A 14,518-nucleotide genomic window follows, 5' to 3' on the forward strand; every position below is an offset into this window, starting at 1 on the left:
CACTTGGCGGTTGGTGAGCCCACTGCGGGCCCGGCGCTCGTCACTCGTCAGCGGGACGTCCGAGGCGAGGGCTTCGGCGAGGTGCTCGCGGCCGGTGGCCGGACGCCGGTCAGATCAGGCCGAGCTCGCGGACCGCGTCGCGCTCCTCGGTGAGCTCCTTCACCGACGCGTCGATGCGCGCACGGGAGAAGTCGTTGATGTCCAGACCCTGGACGATCTCGTACTTCCCGTCCTTCGTGATGACCGGGAAGGAGGAGATGATGCCCTCGGGGACGCCGTAGGAGCCGTCCGACGGGATGCCCATCGAGGTCCAGTCGCCCGCCGCGGTGCCGTTGACCCAGGTGTGCACGTGGTCGATGGCGGCGTTGGCGGCGGAGGCGGCGGAGGACGCGCCACGGGCCTCGATGATCGCCGCGCCGCGCTTGGCGACGGTCGGGATGAAGGTGTCGGCCAGCCATGCCTCGTCGTCGACGAGCTCGGCGGCGTTCTTGCCGGCGATCTCCGCGTGGAAGATGTCCGGGTACTGGGTCGCCGAGTGGTTGCCCCAGATCGTCAGCCGCTTGATGTCGGAGACGGCCGCACCGGTCTTGGCGGCAAGCTGCGAGATGGCGCGGTTGTGGTCCAGACGCGTCATCGCGGTGAAGCGCTCGGCCGGTACGTCCGGAGCGGCGGCCTGCGCGATGAGGGCGTTGGTGTTGGCCGGGTTGCCGACGACGAGCACCTTGATGTCGTCCGCGGCGTTGTCGTTGATGGCCTTGCCCTGCGGCTTGAAGATGCCGCCGTTGGCGGACAGCAGGTCGCCGCGCTCCATGCCCTTCGTACGCGGGCGGGCGCCGACCAGGAGGGCGACGTTGGCTCCGGCGAAGCCGACGTTGGCGTCGTCCGTGATCTCGATGCCGCGCAGCAGCGGGAAGGCGCAGTCGTCGAGCTCCATGGCGGTGCCCTCGGCGGCCTTCAGGCCCTGCGGGATCTCGAGGAGTCGCAGGTTGACCGGCACGTCCGGGCCGAGCAGGTGGCCGGAGGCGATGCGGAAGAGCAGCGCGTAGCCGATCTGGCCGGCTGCGCCGGTCACGGTGACATTCACGGGAGTGCGGGTCATGGCGATCTCCGTTAGACAGCTGGCGGTGGTGGGTCCCTGCCCCTGGTGCTGGATACCTCTGAATCTTGATGTGAAGAGATATCCAGCGATCAGGCTATCCGACCCTCGCCGCCGGGGCCGCCCGCCCCCCTGTGGCACCGCGCACAGTCGGTCACGCAGCGCAGCCGGCCCTCACGTCACTCCGGGGTGGTACAGCCGGTCGCGCCGGAGGCGAGGGTCACACAGGCCTTCGCGTCGGACGCCTTCCCCACGGCGACCATCGGGGTGTAGGCGTCGGCGTCCGCATCGGCCTCCACCGTGCCGTCCTGCTCCGACGAGCCGGCGGCGATCCGCACGGTGTCCCCCGGCGACGCCTGGGTGATACGGGCCCAGGCGGCCCCGCACGTCTCGCTGTAGCGGACCTCGACGAGGCCGTCTCCGACGGTCTCCCTGGCGACGGTGCCGGCGAACTGGCCGCCACAGCCCATGGCTTCCGGGTCCTCGCCGGTGCAGTCCGCACCGCTGCACCCGACGCCGGCGGGCAACCGGGGCGCCTCGGCACGTGGATCGGCGGACGGCGTCGCCACGGCGGCTTCACCGTCCCCGCCGAGATCGGTGAGCAGCACGGCCCCGGCTATCAGCAGGAGCGCGCCCACGAGACCCGCGAGGAACAGCGTCACCCTGCGGCTTCCGCCCTCCGGCCGCCCTCCGGCAGGAGCGCCGCCCTTGCGGTGACCGCCTCCACCGGACTCCGGCGCGCCACCCGGCTGCGGCTGCCGGGGAATGCGCGGAACAGAGCCTCGCTGGACGGGGACGGACACCGGCAGGCCGGCGTCGTGCCCTTCCCGTCCGGGACCAGGGGCGGTGGACACCCCCGTACCGCCGCCCGGGCGGCCAGCCCCTCCGCTCGCCACGGGAGCCGCGGCCACACCTGCCTCTCCGAGCGCCGCACGCGCCTGGGAGATCCTGATGGCCTCCATCGTCATGTCGTGGCGCATCTCCGAGCGGCTCCAGGCCCGCTCGGCCAGTTCCCACATGGTCGTCAGATGGTGCTGCTGCGTGCCCGTCACCTCGGCCAGCGCGACGATCGCCCCCTTGGGTGCGAGCAGTCTGCCGTTGAGATAGCGCTCCCACGACGTCTTGCTGTAGCCCGTGCGGTCTGCGACCGCGGCCAGGCTCAGCCCGCTGCGGTCCACCAGCCCGCGCAACTGGCCCGCGAACTCCCGCAACTGCGGATCGAGTTCCTCCGGTAGTGCCTTCCAACGAGGCATTGCCTTCCCCCCAGTCGAGTCCCCCGGACGTTCCCGGCGCGCCCCCGTCCCCCGGCGCCGGGTCCTTCCCCCCTGCCGTCGGAGCGGTTGACCCGCGCTCCGGACTACCCAGAAGGATGCACGGACCCAGGATGCCAGTTCCGGACAAAGGGGCGCACGGGTGCATTCGGCATGAGCGCGGACCCCGTTGCGCGCCGTAGCGCATGCCGTGCTGGTCTCCCACTGTTGCGTGACGATCACACGGTGGCGGAATGGTCACTTCCGTGCCACAGGCACCAGGCGCCCCTTGAACCAGCACCTCATGTCCATGACTCTGGTCACAGGACAGAGCAAGGCCGCTCAAGTCACCGCATTCCGGGGCTTGTCGCGTCGGCGCCCTGTCCCGGTGTCCGTCCCTCCTCGGGGGAGGGGACGGACACCCCTCAGCGGACGGTGAAGCGGACCACGTCCTGAAGGAAAGGGACGTTCAGCCACGGTTTGGGCTGCGCCATCAGGGCCAGCAGCACGATCAGCGTGCCCATCAGGCCGTACGTGACCAGATCGGTGAACCGTGACCGCACGGCCAGCATGCCGACGGAGGGGACCACCCAGCGCAGCACCGCACCGGCGAGCAGCGCGAAGCCCATCAGCATCACACCGATCCTGAACGCCTGGTCGAAGGGGTCGGTCCCCACGATCAACAGACCGAGGCCCGCGGTGCAGAGCACCGTGAGCAGCGGCCACTGCCGGGCGGGCGCGGGGGCGTCCCCGGGGGCCGCCCGGCCGCCTCCCTCGGGGCGCGCGGTGTCACGGGTCAGCGAGAAGCGACTCGAGGGCTCCCAGGTCGAACCACCGCCCCCGGCAGCCTCTTCCGTCTCTTCTGCCTCTTGCGTCCCGGCTGCCACGCCCGTCTCGTCGGCCTCGACGACGGGTGCCCCGGCGGTTTCCTCGGACACTCCCGCCGCCTCATCGGCCGACCGCTTCGCGTGCGTACCGTCCACCGGACTCGTACCAGCGCCCATGACGTTCCTCCGGTCGGTCCGGGTCAGCCGGCGGAAACGGCGGAGGCCTCGGCGGCAGCGCGCTCGGCGGCCTCGACCACGTTGACGAGCAACTGGGCCCGGGTCATGGGGCCGACGCCCCCTGGATTCGGGGCGACCCAGGCGGCGACCTCGGCCACGCCCGGGTGGACGTCGCCGACGATCTTGCCGTTCTCGTCCCGGCTGACACCGACGTCGAGCACGGCCGCGCCCGGCTTCACGTCCTCGGGCTTGATCAGGTGGGGCACACCGGCGGCGGCGACGATGATGTCGGCCTGCCTGAGGTGCGCGGAGAGGTCACGGGTGCCGGTGTGGCACTGGGTGACGGTCGCGTTCTCGGACCTGCGCGTCAGCAGCAGCGGGAGGGGGCGGCCGATGGTGACGCCCCGGCCGACGACGACCACATGGGCGCCGTTGATCTCCACGCCGTGACGGCGGAGCAGGGTGACGACGCCCTGCGGGGTGCAGGGCAGCGGGCCGCTCTCGTTCAGCACGAGCTTGCCCAGGTTCATCGGGTGCAGCCCGTCCGCGTCCTTCGCCGGGTCCATCAGCTCCAGGATGCGGTTGGTGTCGATCCCCTTGGGGAGGGGGAGCTGCACGATGTAACCCGTGCACTCCGGGTTGGCGTTGAGCTCCCGTACGACCTCCTCGATCTCCTCCTGCGTGGCGGTGTCGGGGAGTTCGCGCTGGATGGAGCCCATGCCGACCTGGGCGCAGTCACGGTGCTTGCCGTTCACGTACCACCGGCTGCCCGGATCGTCGCCGACCAGCAGGGTTCCCAGGCCGGGTGTGATGCCCTGTGCCTTGAGGGCCGCCACGCGGACGGTCAGATCGGACTTGATCGCAGCTGCGGTGGCCTTGCCATCGAGAATCTGGGCAGTCATGTCACCCATCCTCCCGGATGACCCCGCCCGCATACCAATCCGGGCCCGCCACGTGGACGCGAGATTGCACTTGCACAACACCTGAGGCGCTGGACTGGACAAACTTACTTCACGTTTATAACGATGATTCCCGCAGTGCCGCAGGTTTTTGACGGGGGGCGGATCGCTGACAGCCTTACCTCCGTGTGTCCTCCGCGCGGCACGATCGTCCCCGCACATCGTTGGAGGAAGACCCCGCATGAGTTTCGGCGACCCGAACAACCCGTACGGCCAGCAGCCGGGCCAGCAGCCCGGACAGCCGCCGCAGCAGGGCCAGCCCGGTTACGGCTACCCGCAGCAGGCGCCTCAGGGGGTCCCCCAGCAGGGATACGGTTACCCGCAGCAGCCGGGTCAGCAGCCCGGACAGCAGTACGGTGCCTACCCGCAGCAGCCCGGCACGCTCCAGGCCAACAACGGCTACATCAACATCCCCGTCCTCGGCACCGTCCAGGTGGCCACGATGGGACGCCGCCTGGGCGCGCGCGTCATCGACGCCCTGGCCATCGGTGTGGTGTACGGCATCCTCAGCGCGGTCGGCATCGCCGGCGCGCTGGGCATAGCGGAGACCGCCGAGAACTGCGGCAGCGCCATGGACCCCGGCTACAACGCCTGCATCGAGGACGCGAGCGCCAGCATCGTCGCCACGATGTTCGGCGCCATCCTGATCTTCGGCCTGATCACGCTGCTCTACGAGTGGCTGATGATCGCCTTCGTCGGCGCCACGCTCGGCAAGATGGCGCTCGGCCTGAAGGTCGTCAAGGAGAACACCGGCCAGAACCCCGGTCTCGGTGGCGGCTTCATCCGCTGGATCATCCCCATGGTCGGCGCGTTCGTCTGCGGCATCGGTCAGCTCCTCGTCTACCTGTCGCCGTTCTTCGACAACTCCGGCAAGCTGCAGGGCTGGCACGACCGTGCCTCCGGCACGCTGGTGGTCAAGAAGTAACACCGTCGAACGCACTGAGGGCCGGAGCACCGCTCCGGCCCTCAGTGCTGTGCGGGAACGCCGATCAGGACCGGAAGGCGGCGGGCGCCGGGGTGGTCCGCTGCATGACGACGAAGGAACCGGCCTCCCGGGTGATCCGGTAGCGCGCCTCCGGATGGAGCTGCTCGGCGTATTCCACCGGGTCGTCGATCGGCCGTGACCAGCCGAAGTCCAGGTTGATCGCGACCACATCCGGCGCGGTGCCCGGCGCACCGCCGATCCAGTAGACCGTGCGGTCCGCCGTCAGGTGCGCCATCAGCGTGATGTCCGTCTCCACCCTGGAGCCCACGGGGATGGCCTCCAGCGCCTCTTCGGCCGCCCGGGTGCGCGCGTCGGTCCTGTACGTCTCCGGGCGCGCGAGGTCGCGGAGCGGCAGGTGCTGGGTGAGGGCGATCGCGATCGCCGCGGCCACGGGGGCGGCGACGTTCGCGTACGAGACGAGCCAGGGCCGCCTCGATGACCGGCTGCGGCGGATGCCGTCGGCCATCGCCAGAAAGACCACGGGCATCAGGATGGCGCTGTAGTGCCAGACCATGCCCCAGTGGTTGGAGTCCTGGGAGAGCAGACGCCAGCCGATCGTCGGCAGGACCAGCAGGATCAGGGGCGAGCGGAGCGCCATGAAGGCAGTGATGCCGACGAGGAAGACCAGCATCTCCAGCTTGACGGAGGAGTCGAGAACTCCGAGCACGGAGTCGAGCAGGGAGACCTCCTGCCCGCCGTTCTCCTCGATCTTCTTCCAGTAGTCGTACGTTCCGGCGCTGCTGGCCGCCGGTATGAGCACCAGCACGGTGAGCGCGAACGCGGCCACGCCGAAGGCCGCCAGCAGGAGGCCCTGGATCCGCCGGCCGCACAGCACCAGGAGCACGCCGACGACGGCGACGGTGACGCCGAGATCCTCCTTGACCAGGACCAGCGGCAGCGACCACAGGACGGCGGCCCGCCAACGCTCCAGGAGGAGGGCGCGGCAGACCAGGGCGAGCAGCGGGACGGCGAGGGCTATCTCGTGGAAGTCGGCCTTCACCGCTTCCTGGAGCCCCCAGGACAGCCCGTACGCGACGGTGACGCAGAGGCCGGCACGGCCGCCGAGGATCTGCTGAGCGGTGCGCCCGACGATGACCGCGGAGGCGGCGAACAGGGCGGACTGGGCGAAGAGCAGGGCGAGGGCGGACGGCCAGATCCAGTAGAGCGGGGCGAGGAGCGCCACCACCGGACTGAAGTGGTCGCCGAGTATCAGATAGCCCGGGCCCTTGATGTCGACGACCGGCGCGTCGAACCCGGCGTACGCGCGCACCTCCTGCTCGAAGATGCCCAGGTCCCAGGAGGGCGACTGGAAGTGGCTGAACCGCAGGTACCCGTAGAGGAAGTACAGCGCGCACAGGACCACGGCGGCGATCAGGTAGGGCCTCAGCGGCGCCGGGTGCGACGTGTCCGCGACGGCCTGCGGGACCTGCTCCCCGGGCACGTCGGTTCCGCTCTGGTTCAGGTCACGCACGATGCCCCCGCAACGGAGTCCCTCACTGGTCACTGCCCGGCCGCACGGGACCACCCGCCGCGGCCCGACAAGGCCATTCATTAGAACAGAGGGACGACTGATCCCCGCACGCCGGGACGCACCGCAGGCCGCACCCGGAGGGGGTACGGCCTGCGCGTGGTCACCGCGGGCGTCGTCAGTGGAAGAAGTGGCGCGTGCCCGTGAAGTACATGGTCACGCCCGCCTTCTTCGCGGCCTCGATGACCAGCTCGTCACGGACCGAGCCGCCCGGCTGGGCGACGGCCTTGATGCCGGCGGCGGTCAGGATCTCCAGGCCGTCGGGGAAGGGGAAGAAGGCGTCGGACGCGGCGTACGCGCCCTGGGCCCGCTCCTCCCCCGCACGCTCGACCGCGAGCTTCGCGGAGTCGACACGGTTGACCTGTCCCATGCCGACGCCGACCGAGGCGCCGTCCTTGGCGAGCAGGATGGCGTTGGACTTGACCGCACGGGACGCCTTCCACGCGAAGGCGAGCTCCCTGAGCTCGTCGGCCGTGAGCGCCTCGCCGGTGGCGAGGGTCCAGTTGGCCGGGTCGTCGCCCTCGGCCTGGAGCCGGTCGGTGACCTGGAGCAGCGCACCGCCGTCGATCGGCTTGACCTCGAATGCGGAGGCCGGGGCGTCGGGGCAGCGCAGCACGCGGATGTTCTTCTTGCGGGCGAGCACCTCCACGGCGCCGTCCTCGTACGCCGGGGCGACGATGACCTCGGTGAAGATCTCGGCGACCTGCTCGGCCATCTCGACGGTCACCGGCCGGTTGACGGCGATGACCCCGCCGAACGCGGACAGCGGGTCACAGGCGTGCGCGTTGCGGTGCGCCGTGGCGACGTCGTCGGCGATCGCGATGCCGCACGGGTTGGCGTGCTTGATGATCGCGACGCACGGCTCGGCGTGGTCGTAGGCGGCGCGGCGGGCGGCGTCGGTGTCCGTGTAGTTGTTGTAGGACATCTCCTTGCCGTGCAGCTGCTCGGCCTCGGCGAGGCCGCCCGCGCCCTCGGTGTAGAGGGCGGCGGACTGGTGCGGGTTCTCGCCGTAGCGCAGGACGTTCTTGCGCGTGAAGGTGTCACCGAGGAACTCCGGCAGGCCGGAGTCGTCGGAGGCCGCGTAGTCGGCCGCGAACCAGGAGGCGACGGCCACGTCGTAGGCGGCGGTGTGCCGGAACGCCTCGGCGGCGAGCCGCTTGCGGGCACCCAGGTCGAAGCCGCCCGCCTCGACCGCCGCGAGGACGTCGGCGTAGCGCTCCGGGCTCGTCACGACCGCCACGGACGGGTGATTCTTGGCGGCGGCGCGGACCATCGACGGACCGCCGATGTCGATCTGCTCCACGCACTCGTCGTCGGACGCGCCGGATTCGACGGTCTGCGTGAACGGGTACAGGTTGACGACCACCAGGTCGAACGGCTCCACACCGAGCTCGGCGAGCTGCTCACGGTGGGTGTCCAGCCGCAGGTCGGCGAGGATGCCGGCGTGCACGCGGGGGTGCAGCGTCTTGACGCGGCCGTCGAGGCACTCGGGGAAGCCGGTGAGCTCCTCGACCTTGGTGACCGGCACACCGGCGGCGGCGATCTTCCCTGCGGTGGAGCCGGTGGAGACCAGCTCCACGCCCGCCTCGTGCAGACCGCGGGCGAGGTCTTCGAGCCCCGTCTTGTCGTAGACGCTGACCAGGGCGCGGCGGATGGGCTTATTCACCGTGGTGGGGTTATTCACCGACATGACCGAGATGAACCTTTCGTCCCTCAATGCGATAGCCGTCACGGGCGAGCCGCCCCACGGCCTCGACGAGCAGCTTGCGCTCGACTTCCTTGATGCGTTCGTGGAGGGCGGCTTCGCCCTCCACCGTTTCCTCTTCGGTCACCTCGACCACGCCCTGCGCGATGATCGGACCGGTGTCGACACCGTCGTCGACGAAGTGGACGGTGCACCCGGTGACCTTCACGCCGTACGCGAGCGCGTCGCGCACGCCGTGGGCACCGGGAAAGCTGGGGAGCAGGGCGGGGTGGGTGTTGACGACACGGCCGCCGTACGCGGCGAGGAAGCCCTTGCCCACGATCTTCATGAACCCCGCGGACACGACGAGGTCCGGGCGGTGTTCCGCCACGGCCGCGGTCAGGGCCGCGTCCCACGCGTCACGGTCCGCGTACTCGCCGAGTTTGCACACGAAGGTGGGAAGCCCGGCACGTTCGGCGCGCTCCAGGCCGACGGTGCCGTAGCGGTCCGCGCCGACCGCGACGATCCGGGCGCCGTAGCCCTCCGGGTCATCGCCGATCGCGTCGAGGAGCGCCTGGAGGTTCGTGCCTGAGCCGGAGACGAGCACGACCACACGGGCCGGAGCGGCGGAGGGGGGCGGGGAGGCCACGGCAGGGCCCTTTCTCGCGTCGTACAGCGGTACGCGATGTGCAGGAGGTGCGTTTGTATGGTCGTACGAAAGAAGTTCGTCCCGCGATACGGGGAACTCTACGAACGGTCCGACCGTCAGCAACGATACCGGCACACCCGGCGGCCCCCACGGGACGGGGGCGCGACCGGGAGGTAGCGTCAGGGGACAGGGAACCGCCCCCGGGCGGACATGACGAGATGGGGAAGACGTTCACCACATGCCGGACCGCCTCCGCACCGCCCTTGGCCACCCGCTGCCCGAGCGGGCATCCACGCTGATGCGGGAACGCCAGTCCTCATCGCCGGACTCCTCGTCGGGCTCGGGATCCCCGTCGAAGTCAGGGTCCTCCGGGTCATCGTCGGGCTCGTCGTCCGGGTCGCCGTCGGGCTCTTCGTCCGGGTCGTCCGGGTCGTCCGGGTCGTCCGGGTCGTCCGACGACAACCCGTTCGCGGCACCGCCCGAGGACCGGCCCGACCAGCCCTGGCAGCCCCGCCATCCCTCCCACACGCCGGGGAACGGCGGGAACGGCGACAGCGGCGAAGGCTCCTCCGGCAACCGACCGGCCTGGGGCAGCCAGTGGAGCGACCAGCAGCCGGGCCGTCAGGACAGCGGATTCGGCGGCCGCCCCGGCGGCCCGAGCGGCCAGGGAGGTGGCCCCGAGGGCAAGCCCGGCGGGCTGCGCTGGGACCCGACCGACCCCGCTCAGCGGCGCGCACGCTATGCCGTGCTGGGCGGCATGTGGGCCTTCTTCTTCGCCCTCTTCGACTTCCCCGAGATCGCGATGCTCCTCGGCGCCCTCGCCGTGTACTGGTCGATCAGCGCCCTGCGCGGGGGTCCGCGTAAGCCCCCGGCGGCCGGTGCCACCGGCACGGGACCCACTGCGGCAACCGGCACGGGTCACGCGGACCGGACCACCACGCCCCCGCTCCCCGGGGCCGCGCCCGGAGCCGCACAAGGCAGCAGCCGACAGCAGACGACGGCTGCCGTCAGCGGTCTGGTGACGGCACTGCTGGCCCTGTCGATCGTGGCCACCGGCTACACGGTCCAGCTGGTCTACCGCGACTACTACACCTGCGTGAACGACGCCCTGACCAAGACCGGCGCGCTCTCCTGCAACGACAGGCTGCCGGACCCGCTGGAGCCCTTCTTCGGCGTGCAGAAGTAGTGGTCAGCCAGGAGAGGTGAGAAGTCCCGCTCCCTGCTCGCAGGCCCGCAGTAGGCCGTAGCGGAACTCCCCACTACGAGGTCTCCTCCCGGCCGGCCGGCTCATCCGGACCGGACGGGAGGGCGTCGGCAGGGGGCGTGGGCGTGGGCTCGGCGTCCGGTGCGGGCGGGGGCTCGGTGGCCGGTGTCGTCGTCGGAGCCGGTGCGGGTGCCACGGCCGGGGCGGGCGTCGTCGGAGTCGGCGCGGGTGTCGCCGAAGTCGGTGCCGAAGTCGAGGTCGGTGCCGGAGTCGGGGTCTCCTCCGGCGGGAAGTCGGCCATCAGCCCGCCCGAGTTCTTCTTGAGCGCGGCCCAGCGCGCCTCCCTCGCCCCGTCCTCGTGCCACGAGTCGGCCGACAGGAAGTCGTACGGCTCCCCGCCCGCGCCTCCGGGCCGCTCTTCGGCTCGCCCCTCCGGCACCTCCTCCACCAGCTCGGCCTTGGCCGCGTCCCTCCGCCAGCCCCACCGCTGCTCCCGCAGCCGCCACGCCCTGGCCAGCAGCGCCATCGGTACGCCGATCACCGCCGTCCACGCGAGAGCGGCCGGGCCCACCAGCCACCACACCGGGCCGAACTCCGCCAGAGCCCCTGCCCCCAGCGGGCCACCCGACGCCGCCGCAAGCACCGCCGCACCGGCACCGCAGCCCAGGGCCGCAAGCCCTGCCGCCAGCGCCGTCCGGCCCTGACCCCACGCCTCCTCGCGCTCCCCGGGCACCGGAACCGCCCCCCGTGCGACGAACCGGGCTACGGTCAGGGCGGCCACGGTCGGCACCGCGACCGCCGCCCAGTTCGCCACCGTTCCTGTGCCGTGCGACGGCACAGCGGCCAGCAGCGGGAAGTCCGGCAGCGCGGGAGGCCCGGTGAAGGCGAGCGGGGTGGCCAGGGAATCCGTCCCGAGGGCGAACCCTGGCCCGAGACCGTAGGCGGCACCCCACACCGCGGCGTTCGGCACGAGCACCGTGGCCAGCAGAAGGACGGAGATCCGGCCCGCCCAGTCACCCGACAGGCCCAGGAACGACTCCCTGGCCGCCCCCGCGTGCCACGCCAGCGCCACCGCGACCAGCAGCGCACCGCCGCCGATCAGCATGAGCACACCGGCGGCAGCCGAGCGCAGGGCCACACCGGCCCCGGCCCGGAACCGGGAGCGGGCGGCCGCCTCCTGCAGCCTCAGTGGCGCCCGGACCAGCAACGGGGTCAGCGGTCGCCCACGGGCCGTCCACACCCCCGCGGCGGCGGCACCGGCCACCACCACGGTGACGGGAAAGGCGATCGAAGCCCGGTCGGCGGGCAGCCCGCCGTCTCGCGCGTACGCCGCCGCGGCCAGCACGACCAACAGGTATCCGGCGCTCACCGCGCAGAACGCACCGACCGCCGAATGGCCGCCCGGGGCCTTCCCACCGGTCTCCGCCGAATCCCTGGCGGACCGGTGCAACAGCCACACCGGCAGCACGACGAGCAGCAGCGGGACCGTCCCCACGGGCGCGGGATGCCCTCCGACGGTGTCGGCCCTGACCAGTTCGGCGCCGTGGGCGAGCAGCCAGAGCCCGGTGGCCACACGGAAGGCCTCGCCGGGCCCGCTGTCGGGGTACGGGGAGCTGATCCACAGCAGCATGACCAGGACCGCCAGGGCGCCGAGCCCGAGCCCCGCGGCGAGCACTCCGCGCACGAAGGCGGAGGCCAGGGCGGTGGACCTACTCAGCTCGGTCGGCAACATCGGGCTGCGCTCAGTCACTTGGGTCACGCGGCCATGCTGCCAACGACACGCGCTTATTCCGTGTAACGGGCGAATGGCCGTTGTGTCGCCCAATATACGTTTATGTACTTTTTCACCCAGTGCAGTGTCACCGAGAACGGAGGCCGGGCATGACGCGGAACAGCAAAGGTCCGGCTCCCGCCACCTCGTTGCCCTCCCCCAAAAAGCGCCGCAGGCTGCGCGAGGCCAGGGGACTGAGTGAGGAGCAGGTGGCGAAAGCCGTGGGCGTCACGCCCGCCACCGTCCGTGCGTGGGAGACAGGACGCATCAGCCCGCGGGGCCGCCGCCGCGCGGCCTACGCCAAACTGATCGGCTACGCCGAACACCGCCCCGCGCCGGAAGCGCCTGCCCGGAGCGTACCCGCCACTGACGCCCCGGCGCCTGACACCCGGGCATCTGACGCCCCGACAGCTGACGTGCCGACATCTGGCCCCTCGACAGCTGACGTCCGGGTCCCTGACATCCGAGTACCTGACGTCCGGGGCCCTGACGTCCGGGTCCCTGACGCCCCGGCTCCGGACCGCCCCGTATCGGACCGGGAGACGCGGGCCGAGCCCGTCCCGCAGCCCCGGCAATGCATCACGGCCGAGGAGGCGTACGACGTCCTGTACGGCCGCACCGCCCCCGGCCTCGTCCGTCAGATGTACCTGCTGACAGGTCGCCGGAAGCTCGCAGGGGAAGCCGTCGAGCACGCCTTCAGGACCGCTTGGCAGCGCTGGCCCGAGGTGGCCACGGACCGCGATCCGGCCGGCTGGGTGCGGGCGGTCTCGTACGAGTACGCGATGTCGCCCTGGCACCGGCTGCGCCGCTCCCTCCGCCAGGCCGACGCACTGCCGGAGGACCCGGTACGGGGGGCGTTGCTCGACGCGCTGCTCGACCTACCGCCGTCGTACCGCCGCACCCTGCTGCTCCACGACGGTGTCGGCCTGGGGCTGCCCGAGACGGCCGCGGAGACGGAGGCGAGCACACCGGCCGCGGCGAGCAGACTGGTCAACGCACGTGCCGCCGTCGCCGAGCGGCTGCCCGAACCGACGGAAGCCGCGGGGACCGGTGGCCGACGGCCCGCGCCGCTCCGCGAGCGGCTCGGCGAACTCGCCCTCCTGGAGGTGGTGCCCGCGCCGCCGCCGGCCCCCGTCGTCCGCGCGGGCGGCGAGCGCGTCGCGGAACTCTGGACCCGGGCGGCGCTCTGCTTCGGGGCGCTGCTCATCGGCACGACCGCCCTCACCCTGCACACGGCGCCCACCCACTACGAGCAGCCGCTGGCGCCCGCCGAGCGGGTCGCCGGTGTCCCCCCACGGGGCGGGCCGGAGAAGCTGACGCCGCAGGACCTGAAACTGCAGAAGTCGTTGCGGGGCGAGCTCATGCACGGCCCGGAACGCCTAATTCCGCGCATCCCCTGAAACGCTCTGCCTCGGACGGAAACGGGCGTGGGCCCGCGCCCCCCTTGATCGAAGGGGGCGCGGGCCCACGCCTGTTTCGGCGGTGAAGCGGGGCGGCGGTCAGCCGCCGAGGATCTCGCGCGCCAGCTTGGCGGTCTCGGTCGGCGTCTTGCCGACCTTCACGCCGGCGGCCTCGAGGGCCTCCTGCTTGGCCGCGGCGGTGCCGGAGGAGCCGGAGACGATGGCGCCGGCGTGGCCCATGGTCTTGCCCTCCGGGGCGGTGAAGCCCGCGACGTAGCCGACGACCGGCTTCGTGACGTTCTTCGCGATGTAGTCGGCGGCACGCTCCTCGGCGTCGCCACCGATCTCGCCGATCATCACGATGAGGTCGGTCTCCGGGTCCGCCTCGAACGCCGCGAGGGCGTCGATGTGCGTCGTGCCGATGACCGGGTCGCCACCGATACCGACGGCGGACGAGAAGCCGATGTCACGGAGCTCGTACATCATCTGGTAGGTCAGCGTGCCGGACTTGGACACGAGGCCGATGCGGCCGGGCTTGGTGATGTCGCCCGGGATGATGCCGGCGTTGGACTGGCCGGGGGTGATCAGGCCGGGGCAGTTCGGGCCGATGATCCGGGTCTTGTTGCCCTTCGAACCGGCGTACGCCCAGAAGGCGGCCGAGTCGTGGACGGCGATGCCCTCGGTGATCACGACGGCCAGCGGGATCTCGGCGTCGATCGCCTCGACGACGGCGGCCTTCGCGAAGGCCGGCGGCACGAAGAGGACCGACACGTCGGCGCCCGTCTTCTCCATCGCTTCCTTGACGGAACCGAATACCGGTACCTCGGTGCCGTCGAAGTCGACGGACGTGCCCGCCTTACGCGGGTTCACGCCACCGACGATGTTGGTGCCGTCGGCCAGCATGAGCTTGGTGTGCTTCATGCCCGTGGCGCCGGTCATCCCCTGGACGATGACCTTGCTGTCCTTGGTGAGGAAGATAGCCATGGTG

The 14,518-nt window shown here is 71.5% G+C and carries 12 protein-coding genes and 1 pseudogene; 3 read left to right on the forward strand and 10 right to left on the reverse strand.

Features of this window, described 5'->3' with window-relative positions:
• The 5 genes and pseudogenes from ABT001_RS15845 to ABT001_RS15865 form a co-directional block, all read right to left on the reverse strand.
• Window positions 1-87, reverse strand: a pseudogene (locus ABT001_RS15845) (DUF5926 family protein); the annotation flags it as partial.
• Window positions 88-109: 22 nt separating this feature from the next.
• A complete protein-coding gene (locus ABT001_RS15850) occupies window positions 110-1,099 on the reverse strand; it encodes a malate dehydrogenase (protein WP_351277227.1) in 990 nt (329 codons plus the stop codon).
• A 176-nt stretch (window positions 1,100-1,275) separates the two neighbouring features.
• Window positions 1,276-2,349, reverse strand: a complete 1,074-nt coding sequence (locus ABT001_RS15855; RefSeq protein ID WP_351277228.1) for a helix-turn-helix domain-containing protein — start codon at window positions 2,347-2,349, stop codon at window positions 1,276-1,278.
• A 422-nt stretch (window positions 2,350-2,771) separates the two neighbouring features.
• Window positions 2,772-3,350 (reverse strand): DUF3017 domain-containing protein, encoded by a 579-nt coding sequence (locus tag ABT001_RS15860; RefSeq protein WP_351277231.1) that lies wholly within the window; start codon window positions 3,348-3,350, stop codon window positions 2,772-2,774.
• Window positions 3,351-3,373: 23 nt separating this feature from the next.
• Entirely contained in the window at window positions 3,374-4,252 is an 879-nt protein-coding gene (locus ABT001_RS15865; RefSeq protein WP_351277234.1) for a bifunctional methylenetetrahydrofolate dehydrogenase/methenyltetrahydrofolate cyclohydrolase, read from the reverse strand.
• 238 nt (window positions 4,253-4,490) lie between these two features.
• Here ABT001_RS15865 and ABT001_RS15870 point away from each other — a divergent pair, with 238 nt between their 5' ends.
• Window positions 4,491-5,234: an RDD family protein gene (locus ABT001_RS15870; RefSeq protein WP_351277236.1), complete on the forward strand. Its 744-nt coding sequence runs from the start codon at window positions 4,491-4,493 to the stop codon at window positions 5,232-5,234.
• Window positions 5,235-5,298: 64 nt separating this feature from the next.
• On the opposite strand, the gene ABT001_RS15875 is transcribed toward ABT001_RS15870, so the two are convergent.
• The 3 genes from ABT001_RS15875 to purN form a co-directional block, all read right to left on the reverse strand.
• Window positions 5,299-6,846: a DUF2079 domain-containing protein gene (locus ABT001_RS15875; protein WP_351277238.1), complete on the reverse strand. Its 1,548-nt coding sequence runs from the start codon at window positions 6,844-6,846 to the stop codon at window positions 5,299-5,301.
• A 94-nt stretch (window positions 6,847-6,940) separates the two neighbouring features.
• Window positions 6,941-8,512 (reverse strand): bifunctional phosphoribosylaminoimidazolecarboxamide formyltransferase/IMP cyclohydrolase, encoded by a 1,572-nt coding sequence (gene purH / locus ABT001_RS15880; RefSeq protein WP_351277241.1) that lies wholly within the window; start codon window positions 8,510-8,512, stop codon window positions 6,941-6,943.
• Window positions 8,499-9,155, reverse strand: coding sequence for a phosphoribosylglycinamide formyltransferase (purN, locus tag ABT001_RS15885; RefSeq protein WP_351277243.1), 657 nt, complete (start codon window positions 9,153-9,155; stop codon window positions 8,499-8,501). Before purN ends, purH begins: the two co-directional genes overlap by 14 nt.
• A 238-nt stretch (window positions 9,156-9,393) precedes the next feature.
• Here purN and ABT001_RS15890 point away from each other — a divergent pair, with 238 nt between their 5' ends.
• Window positions 9,394-10,341 carry a hypothetical protein gene (locus ABT001_RS15890; protein WP_351277245.1) on the forward strand — a complete coding sequence of 316 codons (948 nt, stop codon included), beginning with the start codon at window positions 9,394-9,396 and terminating at the stop codon, window positions 10,339-10,341.
• A gap of 73 nt (window positions 10,342-10,414) precedes the next feature.
• Here ABT001_RS15890 and ABT001_RS15895 read toward each other — a convergent pair whose 3' ends face one another.
• Window positions 10,415-12,109 (reverse strand): cell division protein PerM, encoded by a 1,695-nt coding sequence (locus ABT001_RS15895; RefSeq protein ID WP_351277584.1) that lies wholly within the window; start codon window positions 12,107-12,109, stop codon window positions 10,415-10,417.
• 131 nt (window positions 12,110-12,240) lie between these two features.
• Between ABT001_RS15895 and ABT001_RS15900 the strand changes: the two genes are divergently transcribed.
• Window positions 12,241-13,530, forward strand: a complete 1,290-nt coding sequence (locus ABT001_RS15900) for a helix-turn-helix domain-containing protein (RefSeq protein ID WP_351277248.1) — start codon at window positions 12,241-12,243, stop codon at window positions 13,528-13,530.
• Window positions 13,531-13,629: 99 nt separating this feature from the next.
• Here the strand turns inward: ABT001_RS15900 and sucD are convergent, their stop codons facing one another.
• The gene (gene sucD, locus ABT001_RS15905) at window positions 13,630-14,514 is read right to left on the reverse strand and encodes a succinate--CoA ligase subunit alpha (RefSeq protein ID WP_351277250.1); all 885 of its coding nucleotides are present in this window, start codon (window positions 14,512-14,514) and stop codon (window positions 13,630-13,632) included.
• Window positions 14,515-14,518: the final 4 nt, after the last annotated feature.

Origin of the sequence: Streptomyces sp. NPDC002793 (genome assembly GCF_040295485.1) — a bacterium.
GTDB lineage: Bacteria > Actinomycetota > Actinomycetes > Streptomycetales > Streptomycetaceae > Streptomyces.